Source organism: Mycobacterium sp. P2_H7 (assembly GCF_056403275.1).
On record NZ_JBFUFU010000005.1, the window covers coordinates 110,232 to 127,554 of the forward strand.

A 17,323-nucleotide genomic window follows, 5' to 3' on the forward strand; every position below is an offset into this window, starting at 1 on the left:
TGGGCCGAAAGTCGATCTCGCTCTGCAACTCGCCGCGAACCGTGCTGCGGCGATTCCCCGCGATCAAACCATCTATCCATGCGATCGACGGGCCGGAAGTTGAACAAAGCCCCCTTGCTATCAGACACCTGCAGTTTTCGTGAGCGGACAACGCTTCTGAACAGGGTGATCTTCACTTGACTGCCATCGGCTGCTTGCTGGTTCAGCGGCCGAACTTGTCGGTCCCAGTTGTCAGTCAGACGCCCTCGCTCGATTGAGTAAGAGGCGGTCACGTGCTACCTGATCGAATTCGCTTCGAATGTCGATGGCCACGACGTTGGATCACCGCACCAAGTCGGCCGCGCGCCTCGAAGTGGTTTCGGCTACGGTCTTGTTCTCGCTGTTGCCTCAAATCCGGCTGCGGCAATTGCATCGATCAACTGCTGTCGTAAAGCGGAGATGTCGTGTGCGTAGCTATTGGTTGGCTCGGAATCCGTCACCACGACATCCCACGCGCCGTCGAAGTCTCGATACAGGGCGATTCTGGTGTACTCACCGTTTGCTCGCTCGATCTTCCGATAGCCGAACTGTTGATCCCAGTCGTCGCTCAATCGCCCGTACTTCTGTAGTCCGAGGTGAGTTCGAAGTCGGTTCAGGCCGGACTGGTCGACATCGCCCCGAATATCAACCGCCAATACATCGTGCATCATTTGGTGCCGCCTCCTTCGGGTGAGATGTGCCAGTCGCTGTCTCTAAAGTGGGACGAGACGCCGGTTGAATCAGTGTTCGGTGGACCAGCACTCGGGAATAGGGCCGGGACGACTGGACGGCCGGTGCGTTGCGTCCACTCTTCGGCCCAATCCCACAGGGCAGGGAACATCTTCTCAAAGATCCTCTTGTTGATGAACCCATACTTGGGATGAACGAAGTCTTTAGGCGATCCGTCGGCTTGCCAGCGCTCGCGACACGCCTCGACCATGAAATCAGAGGAAATCTGCAAGTCGTAGTCGCTGGGCTCGTCGTCGAGTCCAAGTCGGAACATCGAGTCGAACGGGCGTCGCAGCGGCCGACCTTCGTCGTCACCAAACCAACTTTCTGCGATGGCTTTCGCATCGGGTTTGGAGGCGAGTTCGGATTCGGTTGGAAGCCATTTATGTTCGCCGGAAAAGAATCTCGCTGATGAGCCCTGCAGGCGCACATCGAGGTCAGTAGGGGAAAAGCCTTCCCTCGACAGGGCGTCGTAGAGAGAACCGGTGAACTCCCTGAAATCCTCTGGTGTCATGCCAAGGGGAGCTGCCCGGCTTGCCCAGTCTTCGACATTTTGAGGGGTGATGCCCAGAAACTCACAGTCCTTGGGCTGAATGCGATAACCAGAATCGTCGACTGGCAATAAGCCAGCCGCGTGCTCACCAACCGGGTTGTCCCACAGGTTTCCGCGGTCGTGACGTTCGATGTGGGGTTCGTCCGACGAATGGTCGGGATGCTGACCATGACCGCTTCCAGCGTTCGGGTCGTGACCGGAGTTGGATGGGTCTGGCTGATGGGCTAGCCGGTCGCCCGCAGCGGGAGGCTCATGACTGGGCGCAGCGGGTGAACTGTCGCCTGGCCGCGATGTACCTGACTCCGGTGCTCGGCGTACGGGCTCGCTGGCAGCTTCCGAAAGTGACGGCGTCCCGGCGGGTTTGAGTGGAGCCGAGGGCGACCGCTCGGTCGACGGCCCAGCCCCGGCGGGTGCCTGCGCGCGCGGACTCTCCGGTGAACCGCCTTGCGGCGCCCTGGATTCGGGGGCGCGGGTCTCAGCGATCGGTGTTCGGCTGGGAGCGTCAGCCGCATTGTGCATACCGCCACCGGCATGCGGGGCCATCGGCATCCCGCCGGCCACCACCGGTGTCTGCGTCACCGCATGTTGTCCGGCGTCGCGATCTGCCGGTGTGCCGTCGGGCTCACGTGCGTCGGGCTGACCGGCGGCAGGCTGATGCGCAGGCTGGCGCTCAGCGGGGGCGCCACCGTGGTGTTCGGGCGGCGTGTATCCCGCAGCTGGTGCATCGTTGCGGGCCGGCATGTGGGTCTCGCCGACACTTGGGTCGCTGCGGTGGTCGACCGGCCGCGAATCTACCTGCGGTGAATGAGTACCGGGATCCGGAGCGTGGGGCGTCGGAGCTGGGGGAGTCTCCGGTGACGTGCTCGGAGCATCGTGAGTTCCTGTCGGGCTGGGTGATTCCGGCGCGTCGGCCCGTCCCGGCCCGGCATCCGCCGGTGGAACGGAGCGCCCCGGCGGATCGGGCGGGGGACCGTCACCCGAACCGGCACCCTCGTGAGCAGGACCCGGTGTGCTCTGCGGCCCCGGTGGATCCGGCGGCCCGGACGGACCCTCGAATCCACGTGGTGCGGGCGGTGTCTCGATACCGTGGGGCGCCGGCGGTCCGCCGACCAGCGCGTCGGGTACCGCGCCGGCCCTGACTTCTGGAACATCTGGAATCGCCTGTCCGCCAGGAAGATTGTCCAGTCCCTCGACCCTGGGCGCGCCGCGGCTCCATTGACCGATCTCGCCGAGCTTGGGTAGTCGACCTTCCTCCACGATGCGCCTGCCCATGTTCAGGCTCTTGGCGACACTGCCCGTCTTCGACAACGCGCCACCGGGCACGAACAGCGACCCGATGTTGAAGGCCGCCTCACCGGCGCCGCGTCCCGGATGGTCGCCTTTCCACTGGTCCAGGGCGATGAACTGCTTACCCATCTCGGCGAGAACCCCGGGCGCGGTTTCGGGATTGTTGGCCACCGCCCACGCGGTCTTGGCCAGGCCCTCCCACATCTCCGGGTCGGCCATCGACACCACGCCGGACACGGTGTTGATCAGACCGTTCGCGATACCCACTTCGAAGTCGGTATACAGCGTGGCGGCGTCGGCCAGGAAATTACCGACTCCGTCGCCGAACTGGGCCACCAGGACCGGCCGGACCCATTTCTCGAAGGCGTCGGCCGCATCACTGATGAGGTTCTTGAGTTCGGTCAGCAACCCCACAATGCCCTTGACCTGGCGCTGAAAGTTGCCGAGTACGGTGCCGACATCGCGAGCCACTTCACGTACGACCTTCATGCCGTCACCGTTGAAGAAGTCGGTGACGGTGTCCCACAGGCCCGAGAGCGACAACCGGTCCATCAATCGGCGGATGGCGTCCTGTGTCTGCTGCACTTCACCGGCGAAATTCGTGATCGCGTCCGCCAAACCGGAAGAGGCGGTAGCCAGGCTGTTCATCCGGTCACCGAGGTCCTTGAACGCCTCCGCGATCTTCCGGCCTTCCGGTATGTTCTGCGCCGCCACGCCGGGTGTCAGTGCGTTCAGCTCGGACTGGAAGATCGCAAATCCGGTGGCAAAGTTACGCCATTGGGCAGCAACAACATTCATGAGTGCGGCATGCCCGGACGGCCAGGTCATGCCCATGCCTGCGATCAATCCGATCCCGGGCAGCGCCTGCAGGAGGGGTTCGATGACGTACCACATGGTGGGCGGGGGCACCATGATCCCGTTCGGTCCCGTGGGCATGTCACCGGCGGTCGTCTCAGCCGGAGCGGGCCCCAGACCGCCGGCGGGACCGGGCCCGCCAATAGTCGACGCCGCGTCGGCGTTCTTGTAGTTGTAGCCGGTAGCCTCCAGCATGTAGCCGACGGATTTGTACGCATTCGCCGCCACGGCAAGGGTTTCCGCGAACCTCTGGGCGCTGCGCCCATATTCCAGCGCGAAGCTGAGACCGGCCGTGTCATTGCCGGCCGCCAGGCCGCTCGCCAACGCCGAACCCAGCGAGTCGCTCAGCATCGCGAGCTGCGATCCCAGCGAGCCCACCCGCTTGCCCGCGTTGATCAGGACGTCCGGGTCGACCTCGATCCGGCCGTGCGCCGAGGCGACTACCCCCACATCGCGCCGTTCTTGGTGACGGCTTCCGAATAGTTCTTCTCCGCGGACTGGGCGATCGAGCGCAGCTGCTTGAGCGCCGACTTCATCTGCTCGGCGCCGTCCTCCCACTGCTGCTGAGCCTGCGCCTGGGCATCGGAACCATCGCCATGCCAGGACGACCGCAAGGCGGCCATGGTGTGGTCGATGTCCGCGAGGGTTTCGGTGACGTCACGCTCGAAGGCCTGCATGTGCTCGATTGCGGCCTGCATCGTCCCGAAGTCGACCACCAGTTCCGTCATCGCGGTACCTCCCCGTCGCGCGTCTGTGGATCGGCCCGGTTCTGATCGACCGGCGCGGGGCGGGTGTTCGCGTCATCGCCGGGCGACGCATCGTCGCGGTCCTCGGGCTTCGCCGACTGCTCGACAGCCTTCTCGACAACTTGCTCGACAGCCTGTCCCACCTGTTGCGCGAACCCGGCCGCCGACTGGCCGGCCTGCGCGAGTCCCGATGCCACCTGACCCCCGAGCTGTCCCACTTGGGCGGCCGCGCCGGTACCAGAACCAGAACCCGGAGCCGGAGCCGGAGCCGGAGCCGCCGACGATTGCGTCGTCGCCGCAGAGGAGGGAGAACCCGGCCCCGAGCTCGAACCGGAAACGGTGGACGCGAGCGCGCCGGCGCCCTGCTCATCGGTCCTGGCGTATTGATCGCCCGCGACCTTCAACAGGTCCGACATGGTCTGCACGCCCCGGACCACCTGGCCGGCGCCGGTGTGCCACTGCTCCCATGCCGCCGCGAACGCGGACGCCGCATCTCCCTTCCACCCCGAGCCCAACAACTCGCGAGTCTCCAGATCCACACCGGACAAGCCGTCCTGCAGACGCTGCCCGGCGTCGCGGAGACGCGTCGCAGCCAAATGCAGATCCGACACCACAACTTCCACCGGACGCGACATCTCACCCCCGAGTTACTAGACGGCCGGCTCCACTGTGCAGCTTATTCGCCGTGGAGGGGGTCCGATTGCACCAGTTACGCTCGGCCCCGTGCTCATCGTCATCGAAGGTCTGGACGGCGCAGGCAAGCGAACCTTGACCGAAGGGCTGCGCTCGGCCTTCGAGGCCGACGGCAAGAGCGTGACCACGCTGGCGTTCCCGCGCTACGGCGAATCGGTGCACGCCGACATCGCCGCCGAGGCCCTACACGGCGGGCACGGCGATCTGGCCGACTCGGTCTACGCGATGGCGACGTTGTTCGCGTTGGACCGTGCCGGCGCGCACGGCGAGATCAACCGCCGCAACGATTCTCACGACGTGGTCATCCTGGACCGCTATGTGGCGTCGAACGCCGCCTACAGCGCCGCCCGATTGCACCAGGCTGCCGACGGTGAGGTGGTGGCCTGGGTGCACGACCTCGAATTCGGCCGGCTGAACCTGCCCCGACCGGACTGGCAGGTGCTGCTCGACGTCCCGGTCGAGTTGGCCGAGCGGCGCGCCGTGTCCCGCGCCGCGCTGGAGGCCGATCGCGCCCGCGATGCCTACGAGCGCGACGGCGGACTGCAACGCCGGACCGGCGAGGTGTACCGCGCACTGGCCGCAGCCGACTGGGCCGGCCGGTGGGCGGTGGCCGCTCCGGATATCGATCCCGGGCAACTGGCCGGCACGCTCTTCGCATAGGTCGAAACCGTCGCGGTGTGGCACCGGCGGTTTGTCACGGTTTGGTGACACGATGGGGCGCATGAGGCAACGGATCCTGGTCGTGGACGACGACCCCTCCCTGGCCGAGATGCTCACCATCGTGTTGCGGGGGGAGGGTTTCGACACCGCGGTCATCGGTGACGGCACCCAGGCGCTCACCGCAGTTCGCGAGCTGCGCCCCGACCTCGTGCTGCTCGACCTGATGCTGCCCGGCATGAACGGCATCGACGTGTGCAGGGTGCTGCGCGCCGATTCCGGCGTGCCGATCGTCATGCTGACGGCCAAGACCGACACGGTCGACGTGGTGCTGGGCCTGGAATCCGGTGCCGACGACTACGTGATGAAGCCGTTCAAGCCCAAGGAGCTGGTGGCCCGCGTCCGGGCCCGGCTGCGTCGCAACGACGATGAGCCCGCCGAGCTGCTGTCGATCCACGACATCGACATCGACGTGCCCGCGCACAAGGTGACCCGTGCGGGCGAACAGATTTCGCTCACTCCACTGGAGTTCGACCTGCTGGTGGCGCTGGCACGCAAACCGCGGCAGGTGTTTACTCGGGATGTGCTGCTCGAACAGGTGTGGGGATACCGCCACCCCGCGGACACCCGTTTGGTGAACGTGCATGTCCAGCGGTTGCGGGCCAAGGTTGAGACCGACCCGGAGAACCCGCAGGTGGTGCTGACCGTTCGAGGAGTGGGATACAAGGCCGGACCTCCGTGAACTCGAGCGCGGGGTCGTCGTCGTGATCTTCGGCTCGCGACGACGCGTCCGCAGCCGCTTCCGCGGCTCCGGCCCTGTGGTGCGCGGGCTCGGTGCGCTCGGCCGCGCAATCGGTTTCGCGTGGCGACGATCCCTGCAGCTGCGGGTCGTCAGCCTCACCCTCGGGTTGTCGCTGGCCGTCATCATGGTGCTCGGTTTCGTGCTCACCAGTCAGATCACCGACCGCATTCTCGAGGTCAAGGTGCGGGCCGCCACCGAGGAGATCGAACGCGCCCGTAACACGGTCAGCGGCATCGTCGGCGGTGAGGAGACCCGCTCCCTCGACAGCAGTCTCCAACTCGCCCGCAACACCCTGATCGACCGCAAGGTCGACACCGGTGCGGGGCTGGCCGGTGCCTTCGACGCGGTCCTGGTGGTGCCCGGCGACGGTCCCCGCGCGGCCACCGCGGCCGGGCCGGTGCAGCAGGTGCCCAAGGAGTTGCGCGACTTCGTCAAGGCCGGCCAGGTCAGCTATCAGTACGCGGCCGTGCACACCGACGGCTTCTCCGGGCCTGCCCTGATCGTCGGCAGCCCGACGTCGTCGCCCGTCACGAATCTTGAGCTTTACCTGATCTTTCCGCTGACCAACGAGGAATCGACCATCTCGCTGGTGCGTGGCACCATGGCCACCGGCGGCATCGTGCTGCTCGGCCTGCTCGCCGCGATCGCGCTTCTGGTGGCCCGCCAGATCGTGCTCCCGGTACGGTCCGCATCACGGATCGCCGAGCGCTTCGCCGAGGGACATCTCACCGAACGGATGCCGGTCCGCGGTGAGGACGACATGGCGCGACTGGCGGTGTCGTTCAACGACATGGCCGAAAGCCTGAGCCGGCAGATCACCCAACTCGAAGAGTTCGGAAACCTGCAGCGCCGCTTCACCTCTGACGTCAGCCACGAGCTGCGCACCCCGCTGACGACGGTGCGCATGGCGGCCGACCTGATCTATGACCACAGCGAGGATCTGGACCCGGCGCTGCGGCGGTCCAGTGAGCTGATGGTCAACGAACTGGACCGGTTCGAGACCCTGCTGGCCGACCTGCTGGAGATCTCCCGGCACGACGCCGGTGTCGCCGAATTGGCTGTCGAGGCAGTCGATCTGCGATCGGTGGTGCAGAGCGCGCTGGACAACGTCGGGCACCTGTCGGCCGACGCCGGCATCGAGCTGGACGTGGACATGCCGTTGACCGGCGTGATCGCCGAGGTGGATCCCCGTCGGGCAGAGCGCATCCTGCGCAATCTGATCGCCAACGCCATCGATCACGCCGAGCACAAGCCGGTTCAGATCAGGATGGCCGCCGATGAGGACACCGTCGCCGTGACGGTCCGCGACTTCGGTGTCGGTCTGCGCCCCGGTGAGGAGAAGCTGGTGTTCAGCCGATTCTGGCGGTCGGATCCGTCCCGGGTCCGCCGCTCCGGCGGCACCGGGCTGGGGCTGGCCATCAGCATCGAGGACGCCCGGTTGCATCAGGGCCGGCTGGAGGCCTGGGGCGAACCCGGCAAGGGTGCCTGCTTCCGGCTGACCCTGCCGCTGGTGCGCGGCCACAAGGTGACCACAAGTCCGTTGCCGCTCAAGCCCGTCGACCAGACGGCGCCCCCGCGCCGGGATCGCGAACCGGCGGGGGAGGGCGTGTGACGCGCCGCCTGCTGGCGGTGCTCTGCGCGCTGATGCTCGCGCTGTCCGGCTGCGCCGGAGTGCCGACGTCGTCGTCCCCCCAGGCGATCGGCACCGTCGACCGCCCGGCGCCGCCGAGCCTGCCGACGCCCACCCCGGGGATGGACCCCGACGTACTGCTGCGTGAATTCCTCAAGGCCACCGCCGATCCCGCCAACCGGCACTTGGCGGCCCGGCAGTTCCTCACCGAATCCGCCTCCCGCGGGTGGGACGACGCCGGCAGCGCCCTGCTGATCGACCGTGTCGTGTTCGTGGAAACCCGCGGGCCCGATCGGGTCTCGGTGAACATGCGGGCCGACATGCTCGGTTCGCTGTCCGACATCGGGGTGTTCGAAACCGCCGAAGGCGCGCTGCCGGACCCAGGGGCCATCGAACTGGTGAAGACCTCCGGCGGCTGGCGCATCGACAAGCTGCCCAATGGGGTCTTCCTGGACTGGCAGCAGTTTCAGCAGACGTACAAGCGCAGCACCCTGTATTTCTCCGACCCCACCGGCAAGACGGTCGTGCCGGATCCGCGGTATGTCGCCGTCTCTGATGCCGACCAGCTGGCCACCGAACTGATCACCAAGCTGATCATCGGCCCGCGCCCGGAGATGACACGCACGGTTCGCAACCTGCTGGCCGCCCCGCTGCGGCTGCGAGGCCCGGTGACCCGGGCCGACGGCGGGAAGACGGGCGTGGGCCGCGGCTACGGCGGCGCGCGAATCGACCTGGAGAACCTGTCGACGACGGACCCGCACACCCGCCAACTGCTTGCGGCACAGATCATCTGGACCCTGAACCGGGCCGGCCTCAACGGGCCGTACGTGATCAACGCCGACGGCGCGGCGCTCGACGACCGCTTCGCCGACGGATGGGACACCGCCGACGTCGCGGCAAGCGACCCGGGTGCAGCCGATGGTGCCGCGGCCGGCCTGCACGCCCTCATCGGTGGCTCGATGGTGTCCCTGGACGGTCAGAACGCACCGCGGGTGCCCGGCTCGTTCGGTCAGATGCCCGGCCAGGTGTCAGCAGCCCTGTCACGCAGCGGTCAGGAGGCGGCCTCGGTGGTGGTGCTGCGTCCCGGCGCCCCCGACATGTCGTCGTCGCTGTGGATCGGCCCGCTCGGCGGGGACACCGGGCAGGCGATCGACGGCCGCACGCTGACCCGCCCCACCTGGTCGCTCGACGACGCCATCTGGATCGTCGTCGACGGCAACAACGTGGTCCGCGTGCTGCAGGAGGCGGCCTCCGGGCAGCCCGCACGCATCCCCATCGACTCGACGGCGATCGCYACCAGATTCTCCGGGCCCATCTCCGAATTGCAGTTGTCCCGCGACGGCACCCGCGCGGCCATGGTGATCAACGGCCAGGTGATCATGGCGGGTGTCGAGCAGACTCCGGGCGGCCAATACGCGTTGACCTATCCGCGCCGCCTGGGCTTCGGGCTCGGCGACACCGCGGTGTCGCTGTCCTGGCGCACCGGCGACGACATCGTCGTCACGCGCACCGATTCGGCGCACCCGGTCTCATACGTGAACCTCGACGGGGTGAACTCCGACGGCCCGGCCCAGAACCTGCTGGCCCCGGTGACCACCGTCGCGGCCAACCCGTCCACGGTGTACGTCGCCGATCAGCGCGGGGTGTTGCAACTGTCCGGATCGGCGGCCGAGGACGGGATGAACTGGGCCGAGGTACGCCCGCTGATGGTCGCCGGCGCGCTACCCGTGCTGCCCGGCTGACACCTGGGGCGAGCGAGCCACGGGAAATCAGCCCTGCGCTGCCCGCTGCTGATTCACGAAGCGGATGGACATCCGCTGCAGCAGTCCGGGTGCCAGCCGGCTGAACAACCATGCGGTTCGCGCCTGCCGCGGCCACACCAGCAGCGCCTTGTTGGCCTCGATGGCCGCCAGGGTGTCGCGGGCCAGATCGTCGGCGCTGGCGAACCGGTCGCTGCGCTGTCCCATCTTGTAGAAGTCGCGGCCGACGAACCCGCCGACCGATCCCTTGTCCAGGATCGGGGTCTCCACCGCGGTGGGGCAGATCGCCAGCACTCCGACACCGCGCCCGGCCGCCTCGGAGCGCAGTGCGAGTGACAACCCGACGATGGCGTGCTTGCTCATCACATAACTGGTGATCTGCCCGGCGGCCGCCAGCCCCGCCATCGATGCAGTGTTCACGATGTGGCCGTGGCCCTGGCGCACCATCAGCGGATAAGCGGCCGCCACCCCGTGCACGACGCCGCGGATGTTCACGTCGATGATCGCGTTCCACTGATCCAGGGCCAGCAGCTCGGTGTCCCCGCCCCAGGTGATCCCGGCGTTGTTGAACATCAGGTCCAACCGTCCGGCCCGGCCGACGACGTCGTCGACGCAGGCCTGCACGGCCGCGGCGTCGGTGACGTCGAGGCCGCTCCAGCGCGCGCCGAGCGGTTCGGCGGTGGCCCGCGCCGCATCGGCGTCGATATCGGTGCACACCACATCGGCGCCCGAACCTGCCAGGGCGCGGCACAGCGCCGCGCCGATACCGGAGCCGGCGCCGGTGACGATCGCTTGTTTCCCGCTGAATGAGCCCACGAGTCTCCTGTCGTATCTACGGTAAGAGACACGGTAGCCGAGCTGTCGGTGCCCACAGCGAGACTGGCGGAGTGCTGCTCGATCTGGTGCTTCCCGTGGAATGCGGGGGCTGCGGTGCTCCAGGTGTGCGGTGGTGTCCTGCTTGTGCCGCCGAGTTGCAGGCCAAGGCCGCCGAACCCCGCGTGGTGACACCCCGGCTGGACCCCGGCGTGCCGGTGCTCTCGCTGGGCCGCTACGCCGCGGCGCGCAGGCAGGCGATCGTTTCGGTCAAGGAACGGGGCCGTGCCGATCTGGTGCGTCCGCTGTCCCTGGCGGTGCACACCGGCCTGACGCAGCTGCTCACCTGGGGCCTGCTGGAGGTGCCGCTGACGATCGTGCCCGCACCCACCCGCTGGTCAGCGGCCCGGCGGCGTGGGGGCGACCCGGTCACCAGGGTGGCCGAGGCCGCGGCCGGCGGGTTGCCCGGCGTCACCGTCACCCGGGCTCTGCGGCTGACCGGCTTCGCGCGGGACTCGGTGGGGTTGTCCAGCGCGGACCGGCAACGCAACCTGGCGGGCCGGGTCCGCCTCCGCGCGACGCCCGGGATGCCCGTACTTCTGCTCGACGATGTGGTGACCACCGGCGCCACCGCGTGTGCGTCGGTCGCCGCGCTGCAAACCTCCGGCGTATCGGTGCAGGCGGTCCTCGCCATCGCCAATGCCTGATCACCCGTGCCCGCGCAGGCCCGTCGATTGCCGTCAGATGAAGAACTCAAAACAGGTCTGCGAAATTGGTGGCACAGTCAGGTGAACACGGACTACGTTGGGGCCAACCACCCGTGAAGGTTTCGCGGCGGCACCCCTCCCGGGGCGCCCGTGTAAACCGAGCGGCTGCCAAGACGCGGTAGGAGGTGAGTACTCGACACCTTGCCGGCGGGCGCCGCGTATGCACTTTCCCGCTGACGCACTTTTTGACAATCCGGGCACGCACCGCGCGTGCGACTCCGTACAGAAACGAGTTGTCAAGTATGTCAACCAATTCCGTGCAAATCGATCGCACAACCATGGTCGTCGAAGACGAGGACACCCCGCCGGCGACCAACGCCGACGTCGTCGTCAAGGGCCGCAATGTCGAGGTTCCCGACCACTTCCGCCTCTATGTATCCGAAAAGCTGGCACGACTGGAGCGCTTCGACAAGACCATCTACCTGTTCGACGTCGAACTCGACCACGAGAAGAATCGGCGCCAGCGTAAGAACTGCCAGCACGTCGAGATCACCGCGCGCGGCCGCGGCCCCGTAGTACGTGGGGAAGCCTGCGCGGACAGCTTCTACGCTGCCCTGGAATCGGCGGTCTGCAAACTCGAGAACCGGTTACGACGCAGCAAGGACCGTCGCAAGATCCACTACGGCGACAAGCGGCCCGTCTCGCTCCACGAGGCGACCGCCATGATCCCGCCGGAGGACCTGCCCACCATCGCGCCAGAGTCGGTGCAGACCGAGATCGCCGTCGACGACCATGAGCCCGGCCGGATCGTGCGTACCAAGGAGCACGAGGCCACGCCGATGACCGTCGACGACGCCCTGTATGAGATGGAACTGGTGGGACACGACTTCTTCCTGTTCCACGACAAGGAATCCGACCGGCCGACGGTGGTCTACCGCAGGCACGCCTACGACTACGGGCTCATCAGACTGTCCTGACCCCCACTGATCGAGATCCGAGCACGAGCCCCCGGCACGCTGCCGGGGGCTCGTCGCGTCTTCGGGGCAGCCGCCACGACCGGTCACCTACGATGGACCGCAGTTACCAGCTGAGATGTTCATCCACTGAAGAGGAAATAACGTGCTCGATAAGTTGCTCCGTCTCGGTGAAGGCCGCATGGTCAAGCGCCTCAAAAAGGTCGCTGACTATGTGAACACCTTGTCCGATGACGTGGAGAAGCTGACCGACGCCGAGCTGCGTGCCAAGACCGACGAGTTCCGCAAGCGTGTCGCTGACGGAGAACAGCTCGACGATCTGCTGCCCGAGGCGTTCGCGGTGGCCCGGGAAGCCGCCTGGCGCGTACTGGGCCAGCGGCACTTCGACGTCCAGATCATGGGTGGCGCGGCGCTGCACTTCGGGAACGTCGCCGAGATGAAGACCGGTGAGGGCAAGACCCTGACCGGTGTGTTGCCTGCCTACCTCAACGCCCTGTCCGGCAAGGGCGTGCACATCGTCACGGTCAACGACTACCTGGCCAAACGCGACAGCGAGCAGATGGGTCGCGTGCATCGCTTCCTGGGTCTGGAGGTCGGCGTCATCCTGTCGGGTCTGACGCCCGACGAGCGTCGCGCCGCGTACGCCGCGGACATCACCTACGGCACCAACAACGAGTTCGGCTTCGACTATCTGCGCGACAACATGGCGCACTCGGTTCCCGAGATGGTGCAGCGCGGCCACAACTTCGCCGTCGTCGACGAGGTCGACTCGATCCTCATCGACGAGGCCCGTACCCCGCTGATCATCTCCGGCCCGGCCGACGGCGCGTCGAACTGGTATTCCGAGTTCGCCCGGCTGGCGCCGCTGATGAAGAAGGACACCCACTACGAGGTGGACCTGAAGAAGCGCACCATCGGTGTGCACGAGATCGGCGTCGAGTTCGTCGAGGACCAGCTCGGCATCGAGAACCTGTACGAGGCCGCCAACTCGCCGCTGGTCAGTTACCTCAACAACTCGCTGAAGGCCAAGGAGTTGTTCGAGCGCGACAAGGAGTACATCGTCCGCAACGGTGAGGTGCTCATCGTCGACGAGTTCACCGGCCGCGTGCTCATCGGCCGCCGCTACAACGAAGGCATGCACCAGGCCATCGAGGCCAAGGAACACGTCGAGATCAAGGCCGAGAACCAGACGCTGGCCACGATCACGCTGCAGAACTACTTCCGGCTCTACGACCGGCTCTCCGGCATGACCGGTACGGCCGAGACCGAGGCCGCCGAGCTGCACGAGATCTACGCCCTCGGCGTGGTGGCCATCCCCACCAACCGGCCGATGATCCGCGTCGACTCCTCCGATCTGATCTACAAGACCGAAGAGGCCAAGTACATCGCCGTCGTCGACGACGTCGTCGAACGCTATGAGAAGGGTCAGCCGGTCCTGATCGGCACCACGTCGGTGGAGCGTTCGGAGTACCTGTCGCGGCAGTTCACCAAGCGCAAGGTTCCGCACAACGTCCTCAACGCCAAGTACCACGAGCAAGAGGCGAACATCATCGCCGAGGCCGGGCGGCGCGGGGCCATCACCGTCGCCACCAACATGGCCGGCCGTGGTACCGACATCGTGCTGGGCGGCAACGTCGAGTTCCTCGCCGACACCCGGCTGCGCGCGAAGGGGCTGGACCCCGTCGAGACGCCGGAAGAATACGAGGCGGCCTGGGAGTCCACCGTCAAGGCGATCAAGACCGAAGCCAAGGCGGAGGCCGAGGAGGTCATCAACGCCGGCGGTCTCTACGTGCTGGGCACCGAGCGTCACGAATCGCGGCGTATCGACAATCAGCTGCGTGGCCGCTCCGGCCGGCAGGGTGATCCGGGTGAATCGCGGTTCTACCTGTCCCTCGGTGACGAACTCATGCGGCGCTTCAACGGCGCCACCCTGGAGACGTTGCTGACCCGGCTGAACCTGCCCGAGGACGTGCCCATCGAGGCCAAGATGGTGACTCGCGCGATCAAGAGCGCGCAGACGCAGGTCGAGCAGCAGAACTTCGAGGTCCGCAAGAACGTCCTCAAGTACGACGAGGTGATGAACCAGCAGCGCAAGGTCATCTACGTCGAGCGCCGGATGATCCTTGAGGGCGAGAACCTGCAGAAGCAGGCCCACGACATGCTGGTCGACGTCGTCACCGCCTACGTCGACGGCGCCACCGCCGAGGGTTACTCCGAGGACTGGGATCTGGAGAAGCTGTGGGAGGCGCTCAAGACGCTGTACCCGGTGGGTATCGATCACCATGATCTTCTGGACTCCGGATCTGTCGGCGAGCCCGGCGAGCTGACCCGTGAAGAACTGCTGGGCGCGCTGACCGAGGACGCCGAGCGGGCCTACGCGGCGCGCGAGAAGGAGATCGACGCGATCGGCGGCGAGGGTGCGATGCGTCAGCTGGAGCGCAACGTGCTGCTCAACGTGATCGACCGCAAGTGGCGCGAGCACCTTTACGAGATGGACTACCTCAAGGAGGGCATCGGCCTGCGCGCGATGGCCCAGCGTGACCCGCTGGTCGAGTACCAGCGCGAGGGCTACGACATGTTCGTCGCGATGCTCGACGGCCTCAAGGAGGAGTCGGTCGGCTTCCTGTTCAACGTCGCAGTCGAGGCCGCACCCCCGGCGCCGGCCCCCGAGGTGCAGGCGATGTCGCAGGGGCTCGCCGACTTCGCCGCGGCCGCGGCCCAGGCCCAGAAGGCTCAGGGTCAGGGTCAGGTGGCCACGAAGCAGCGGCCATCGGGCCTGCACGCCAAAGGAATTGAGGACAGTGAACGTGCGCCCGCGTTGACGTATTCGGGTCCGGCCGAGGACGGTTCGGCCGAGGTGCAGGGCCCCACCGGCGGGCGGCACTCGGCACCGGAACCGGGCACCCGCAAGGAGCGCCGCGAGGCGGCCCGTCAGCAGGCCCGCGACGCGAAGACCAACCGGCGCTAGTCAGCCCACCTGAAGCGCCACCACCTGCCAGCGGCCGTCGAGGAGTTCGATGCGTGCCGCGATCGCCCGCACCCGCGTACCACGTGTGTAGCTGGCGAACACCTCGGCAACGCGGGCCTGGTCGGCATCGCCTTCGTCGGTTCGGCGCAACCCGACGCGGCGCAGCGTGGCGGTGCCGCCCGGCTGGGGTGTGCGGGTCAGGGCCACCGTGGCGTCGATGAGCGCCGGCACCAGCAGGCCCCGCAGTTGGGTGGCGGGTCGCCGCCGGTCGATCACCTCCAGCACGCGGCGCAAAGCCGCGTCGGCGAAGGCGCCCGCGGGCGGCGGCATGGGCGGCGGCAGCTCGATACGCGCAACGGAACGCAGGTGCGCGGCGGACCGCTTGCGCAACACCGGCGGTGGGCACAGTACGGTGCCCAGCGGCGGTGGCTCGCAATCGATGATGGGCATCGCCACACACGCCGTGGCCGGCTCGGGGGCGGTGTACGGAAGGGTCGTCACTGTGTCTCTCCACGGCAATCCAGCGATACGGCACGGACAGGGCGCTGCTGGAGAGGCACAGGCATATTGATGATCGCACGGTTTGACAGGTGTCCCACGCACCCGTGATGCAGCGCTCGGCCGATGCCGACTAAGTTGACGGTCATTCGTGGATTTATCTGAAACATCAGGTCGGACCAGGGGAGGGGCCACACCGCGATGGTGACCAGGCTGTCGGCATCGGATGCGGCTTTCTTCCACATGGAGAACACCGCCACCCCGATGTACGTGGGGTCGCTGTCGATCGTGCGCAAACCACGCGCCGGGCTGAGCTACGAGTCGGTGCTGGAGACCGTGGAGCGGCGTCTGCCGCAGATCCCGCGCTACCGGCAGAAGGTCCGCGAGGTCAGTTTCGGGCTGGCCCGGCCCGTGTGGGTCGACGACCGCGATTTCGACATCACCTACCACATCCGACGTTCGGCGCTGCCGTCCCCGGGCAGTGACGCGCAACTGCACGACCTGGTGGCCCGCCTGGGTTCGCGGCCCTTGGACAAGACCCGCCCGCTGTGGGAGATGTACATCGTCGAGGGGCTGACCCACAACCGGATCGCCATCTACACCAAGACCCATCAGGCGCTCGTCAACGGGATGTCGGCGCTCGAGATCGGCCACGTCATCGCTGATCGCACGCAGAAGGCACCGGAGTTCGGCGAGGACATCTGGATTCCCGGGCGCGAGCCCAGCGACACCGGGCTCCTGCTCGGTGCTCTCGGCGAATGGATCACCCGGCCCACCGCTCAGCTGGCCGCGATGCGGTCGTCGGTGACCGAGGTGGCGACCAATGCCAGCGCGCTCGTCGACGTCGGCCGCCGGGTCGCCGACGTGGCCCGCACGGTGGCGCGCGGCACCGCGCCGAGCAGCCCACTCAACACCACGGTGTCGCGTAACCGGCGTTTCACGGTCGCCGGCCACCGGTTGGAGGACTACCGGTCGCTCCGTGCCCGGTACGACTGCGATGTCAACGATGTGGTGCTGGCGGTGGTCGCCGGTGCCCTGCGCAACTGGCTGCTGTCCCGCGGCGAGCCGGTGACGGCCACCTCCAGCGTGCGCGCGATGGCACCGAACTCGGTGTACCCCGACGCGGAGATCGATTCCACCGGACCGGGGCAGGCGATCAGCGAGGTGTCCCCGTTCCTGGTGGACCTGCCGATCGGGGAGGGCAACGCGGTGGTCCGGCTGTCCCAGATCGCGCACGCCACTGAGTCCCATTCGACCGCGGCCAGCCTGGTGGATGCGCGCACCATCGTGACGTTGTCCGGGTTCGCGCCGCCGACCCTGCACGCCATGGGCATTCGCGTCGCCACGAGTTTCTCCGCCCGCCAGTTCAACCTGCTGATCACCAACGTGCCGGGCGCGCAGAAGCAGATGTACATCGCGGGCACCAAGCTGGTCGAGACCTACGCGGTGCCACCGCTGCTGACCAATCAGGTGCTGGCCATCGGGGTGACCTCGTATAACGGCATGCTGTACTTCGGGATCAATGCCGACCGCGACGCGATGAGCGACGTGGACGTGTTCCCGATCCTGCTGCGAGAGTCGCTGGACGAGTTGTTGGAAGCGGCCCGCTGACCTGGGTTTGTTTGGTTTCGGC

General features: G+C 67.1%; 14 protein-coding genes. 8 read left to right on the forward strand and 6 right to left on the reverse strand.

All coding sequences use genetic code 11. The annotated features are described in order from the left end of the window. Window positions 1-362 precede the first annotated feature (362 nt). Genes AC1DY7_RS06405 through AC1DY7_RS06420 form a run of 4 tightly spaced genes read right to left on the reverse strand, consistent with a single transcriptional unit; the run spans window position 363 to window position 4,823 of the window. Window positions 363-689, reverse strand: a complete 327-nt coding sequence (locus AC1DY7_RS06405) for a hypothetical protein (RefSeq protein ID WP_477492828.1) — start codon at window positions 687-689, stop codon at window positions 363-365. Then, a complete protein-coding gene (locus AC1DY7_RS06410) occupies window positions 686-4,000 on the reverse strand; it encodes a PE domain-containing protein (protein WP_477492829.1) in 3,315 nt (1,104 codons plus the stop codon). Before AC1DY7_RS06410 ends, AC1DY7_RS06405 begins: the two co-directional genes overlap by 4 nt. Beyond that, a complete protein-coding gene (locus AC1DY7_RS06415; RefSeq protein ID WP_477492830.1) occupies window positions 3,883-4,170 on the reverse strand; it encodes a WXG100 family type VII secretion target in 288 nt (95 codons plus the stop codon). The genes AC1DY7_RS06410 and AC1DY7_RS06415 overlap by 118 nt, the downstream gene beginning before the upstream one ends. Then, window positions 4,167-4,823 carry a WXG100 family type VII secretion target gene (locus tag AC1DY7_RS06420; protein WP_477492831.1) on the reverse strand — a complete coding sequence of 219 codons (657 nt, stop codon included), beginning with the start codon at window positions 4,821-4,823 and terminating at the stop codon, window positions 4,167-4,169. The genes AC1DY7_RS06415 and AC1DY7_RS06420 overlap by 4 nt, the downstream gene beginning before the upstream one ends. An 88-nt stretch (window positions 4,824-4,911) precedes the next feature. Between AC1DY7_RS06420 and AC1DY7_RS06425 the strand changes: the two genes are divergently transcribed. The 4 genes from AC1DY7_RS06425 to lpqB are packed head-to-tail and all read left to right on the forward strand — an operon-like array spanning window position 4,912 to window position 9,712. Beyond that, window positions 4,912-5,541 (forward strand): dTMP kinase, encoded by a 630-nt coding sequence (locus AC1DY7_RS06425; RefSeq protein ID WP_477492832.1) that lies wholly within the window; start codon window positions 4,912-4,914, stop codon window positions 5,539-5,541. Between the two features lie 52 nt (window positions 5,542-5,593). Next, window positions 5,594-6,280 carry a two-component system response regulator MtrA gene (gene mtrA / locus AC1DY7_RS06430; protein ID WP_477492833.1) on the forward strand — a complete coding sequence of 229 codons (687 nt, stop codon included), beginning with the start codon at window positions 5,594-5,596 and terminating at the stop codon, window positions 6,278-6,280. Window positions 6,281-6,302: 22 nt separating this feature from the next. Beyond that, window positions 6,303-7,952 (forward strand): MtrAB system histidine kinase MtrB, encoded by a 1,650-nt coding sequence (gene mtrB / locus AC1DY7_RS06435; protein WP_477492834.1) that lies wholly within the window; start codon window positions 6,303-6,305, stop codon window positions 7,950-7,952. An 8-nt stretch (window positions 7,953-7,960) separates the two neighbouring features. Beyond that, complete coding sequence (gene lpqB / locus AC1DY7_RS06440; protein ID WP_477493215.1) at window positions 7,961-9,712, forward strand: MtrAB system accessory lipoprotein LpqB; 1,752 nt, start codon at window positions 7,961-7,963, stop codon at window positions 9,710-9,712. A gap of 27 nt (window positions 9,713-9,739) precedes the next feature. Here the strand turns inward: lpqB and AC1DY7_RS06445 are convergent, their stop codons facing one another. After that, the gene (locus tag AC1DY7_RS06445; protein ID WP_477492835.1) at window positions 9,740-10,546 is read right to left on the reverse strand and encodes an SDR family NAD(P)-dependent oxidoreductase; all 807 of its coding nucleotides are present in this window, start codon (window positions 10,544-10,546) and stop codon (window positions 9,740-9,742) included. A 74-nt stretch (window positions 10,547-10,620) separates the two neighbouring features. On the opposite strand from AC1DY7_RS06445, the gene AC1DY7_RS06450 reads away from it, so the two are divergent. From AC1DY7_RS06450 to secA, 3 genes are all read left to right on the forward strand, one after another. Further along, window positions 10,621-11,250 (forward strand): ComF family protein, encoded by a 630-nt coding sequence (locus AC1DY7_RS06450; RefSeq protein ID WP_477493216.1) that lies wholly within the window; start codon window positions 10,621-10,623, stop codon window positions 11,248-11,250. A gap of 338 nt (window positions 11,251-11,588) precedes the next feature. Further along, complete coding sequence (gene hpf, locus AC1DY7_RS06455) at window positions 11,589-12,227, forward strand: ribosome hibernation-promoting factor, HPF/YfiA family (RefSeq protein ID WP_477492836.1); 639 nt, start codon at window positions 11,589-11,591, stop codon at window positions 12,225-12,227. A 142-nt stretch (window positions 12,228-12,369) separates the two neighbouring features. After that, entirely contained in the window at window positions 12,370-15,192 is a 2,823-nt protein-coding gene (secA, locus tag AC1DY7_RS06460) for a preprotein translocase subunit SecA (protein WP_477492837.1), read from the forward strand. On the opposite strand, the gene AC1DY7_RS06465 is transcribed toward secA, so the two are convergent. Then, window positions 15,193-15,693 (reverse strand): Rv3235 family protein, encoded by a 501-nt coding sequence (locus AC1DY7_RS06465; RefSeq protein WP_477492838.1) that lies wholly within the window; start codon window positions 15,691-15,693, stop codon window positions 15,193-15,195. A 198-nt stretch (window positions 15,694-15,891) separates the two neighbouring features. Here AC1DY7_RS06465 and AC1DY7_RS06470 point away from each other — a divergent pair, with 198 nt between their 5' ends. After that, the gene (locus AC1DY7_RS06470; protein ID WP_477492839.1) at window positions 15,892-17,301 is read left to right on the forward strand and encodes a WS/DGAT/MGAT family O-acyltransferase; all 1,410 of its coding nucleotides are present in this window, start codon (window positions 15,892-15,894) and stop codon (window positions 17,299-17,301) included. Window positions 17,302-17,323: the final 22 nt, after the last annotated feature.

Bases quoted from the DNA above. Each gene is read 5' to 3' on its own strand.
- AC1DY7_RS06405 (WP_477492828.1), bottom strand. From the start codon at position 689: ATGATGCACGATGTATTGGCGGTTGATATTCGGGGCGATGTCGACCAG.
- AC1DY7_RS06415 (WP_477492830.1), bottom strand. From the start codon at position 4,170: ATGACGGAACTGGTGGTCGACTTCGGGACGATGCAGGCCGCAATCGAG.
- AC1DY7_RS06420 (WP_477492831.1), bottom strand. From the start codon at position 4,823: ATGTCGCGTCCGGTGGAAGTTGTGGTGTCGGATCTGCATTTGGCTGCG.
- mtrA (WP_477492833.1), top strand. From the start codon at position 5,594: ATGGGGCGCATGAGGCAACGGATCCTGGTCGTGGACGACGACCCCTCC.
- hpf (WP_477492836.1), top strand. From the start codon at position 11,589: ATGGTCGTCGAAGACGAGGACACCCCGCCGGCGACCAACGCCGACGTC.
- AC1DY7_RS06470 (WP_477492839.1), top strand. From the start codon at position 15,892: ATGGTGACCAGGCTGTCGGCATCGGATGCGGCTTTCTTCCACATGGAG.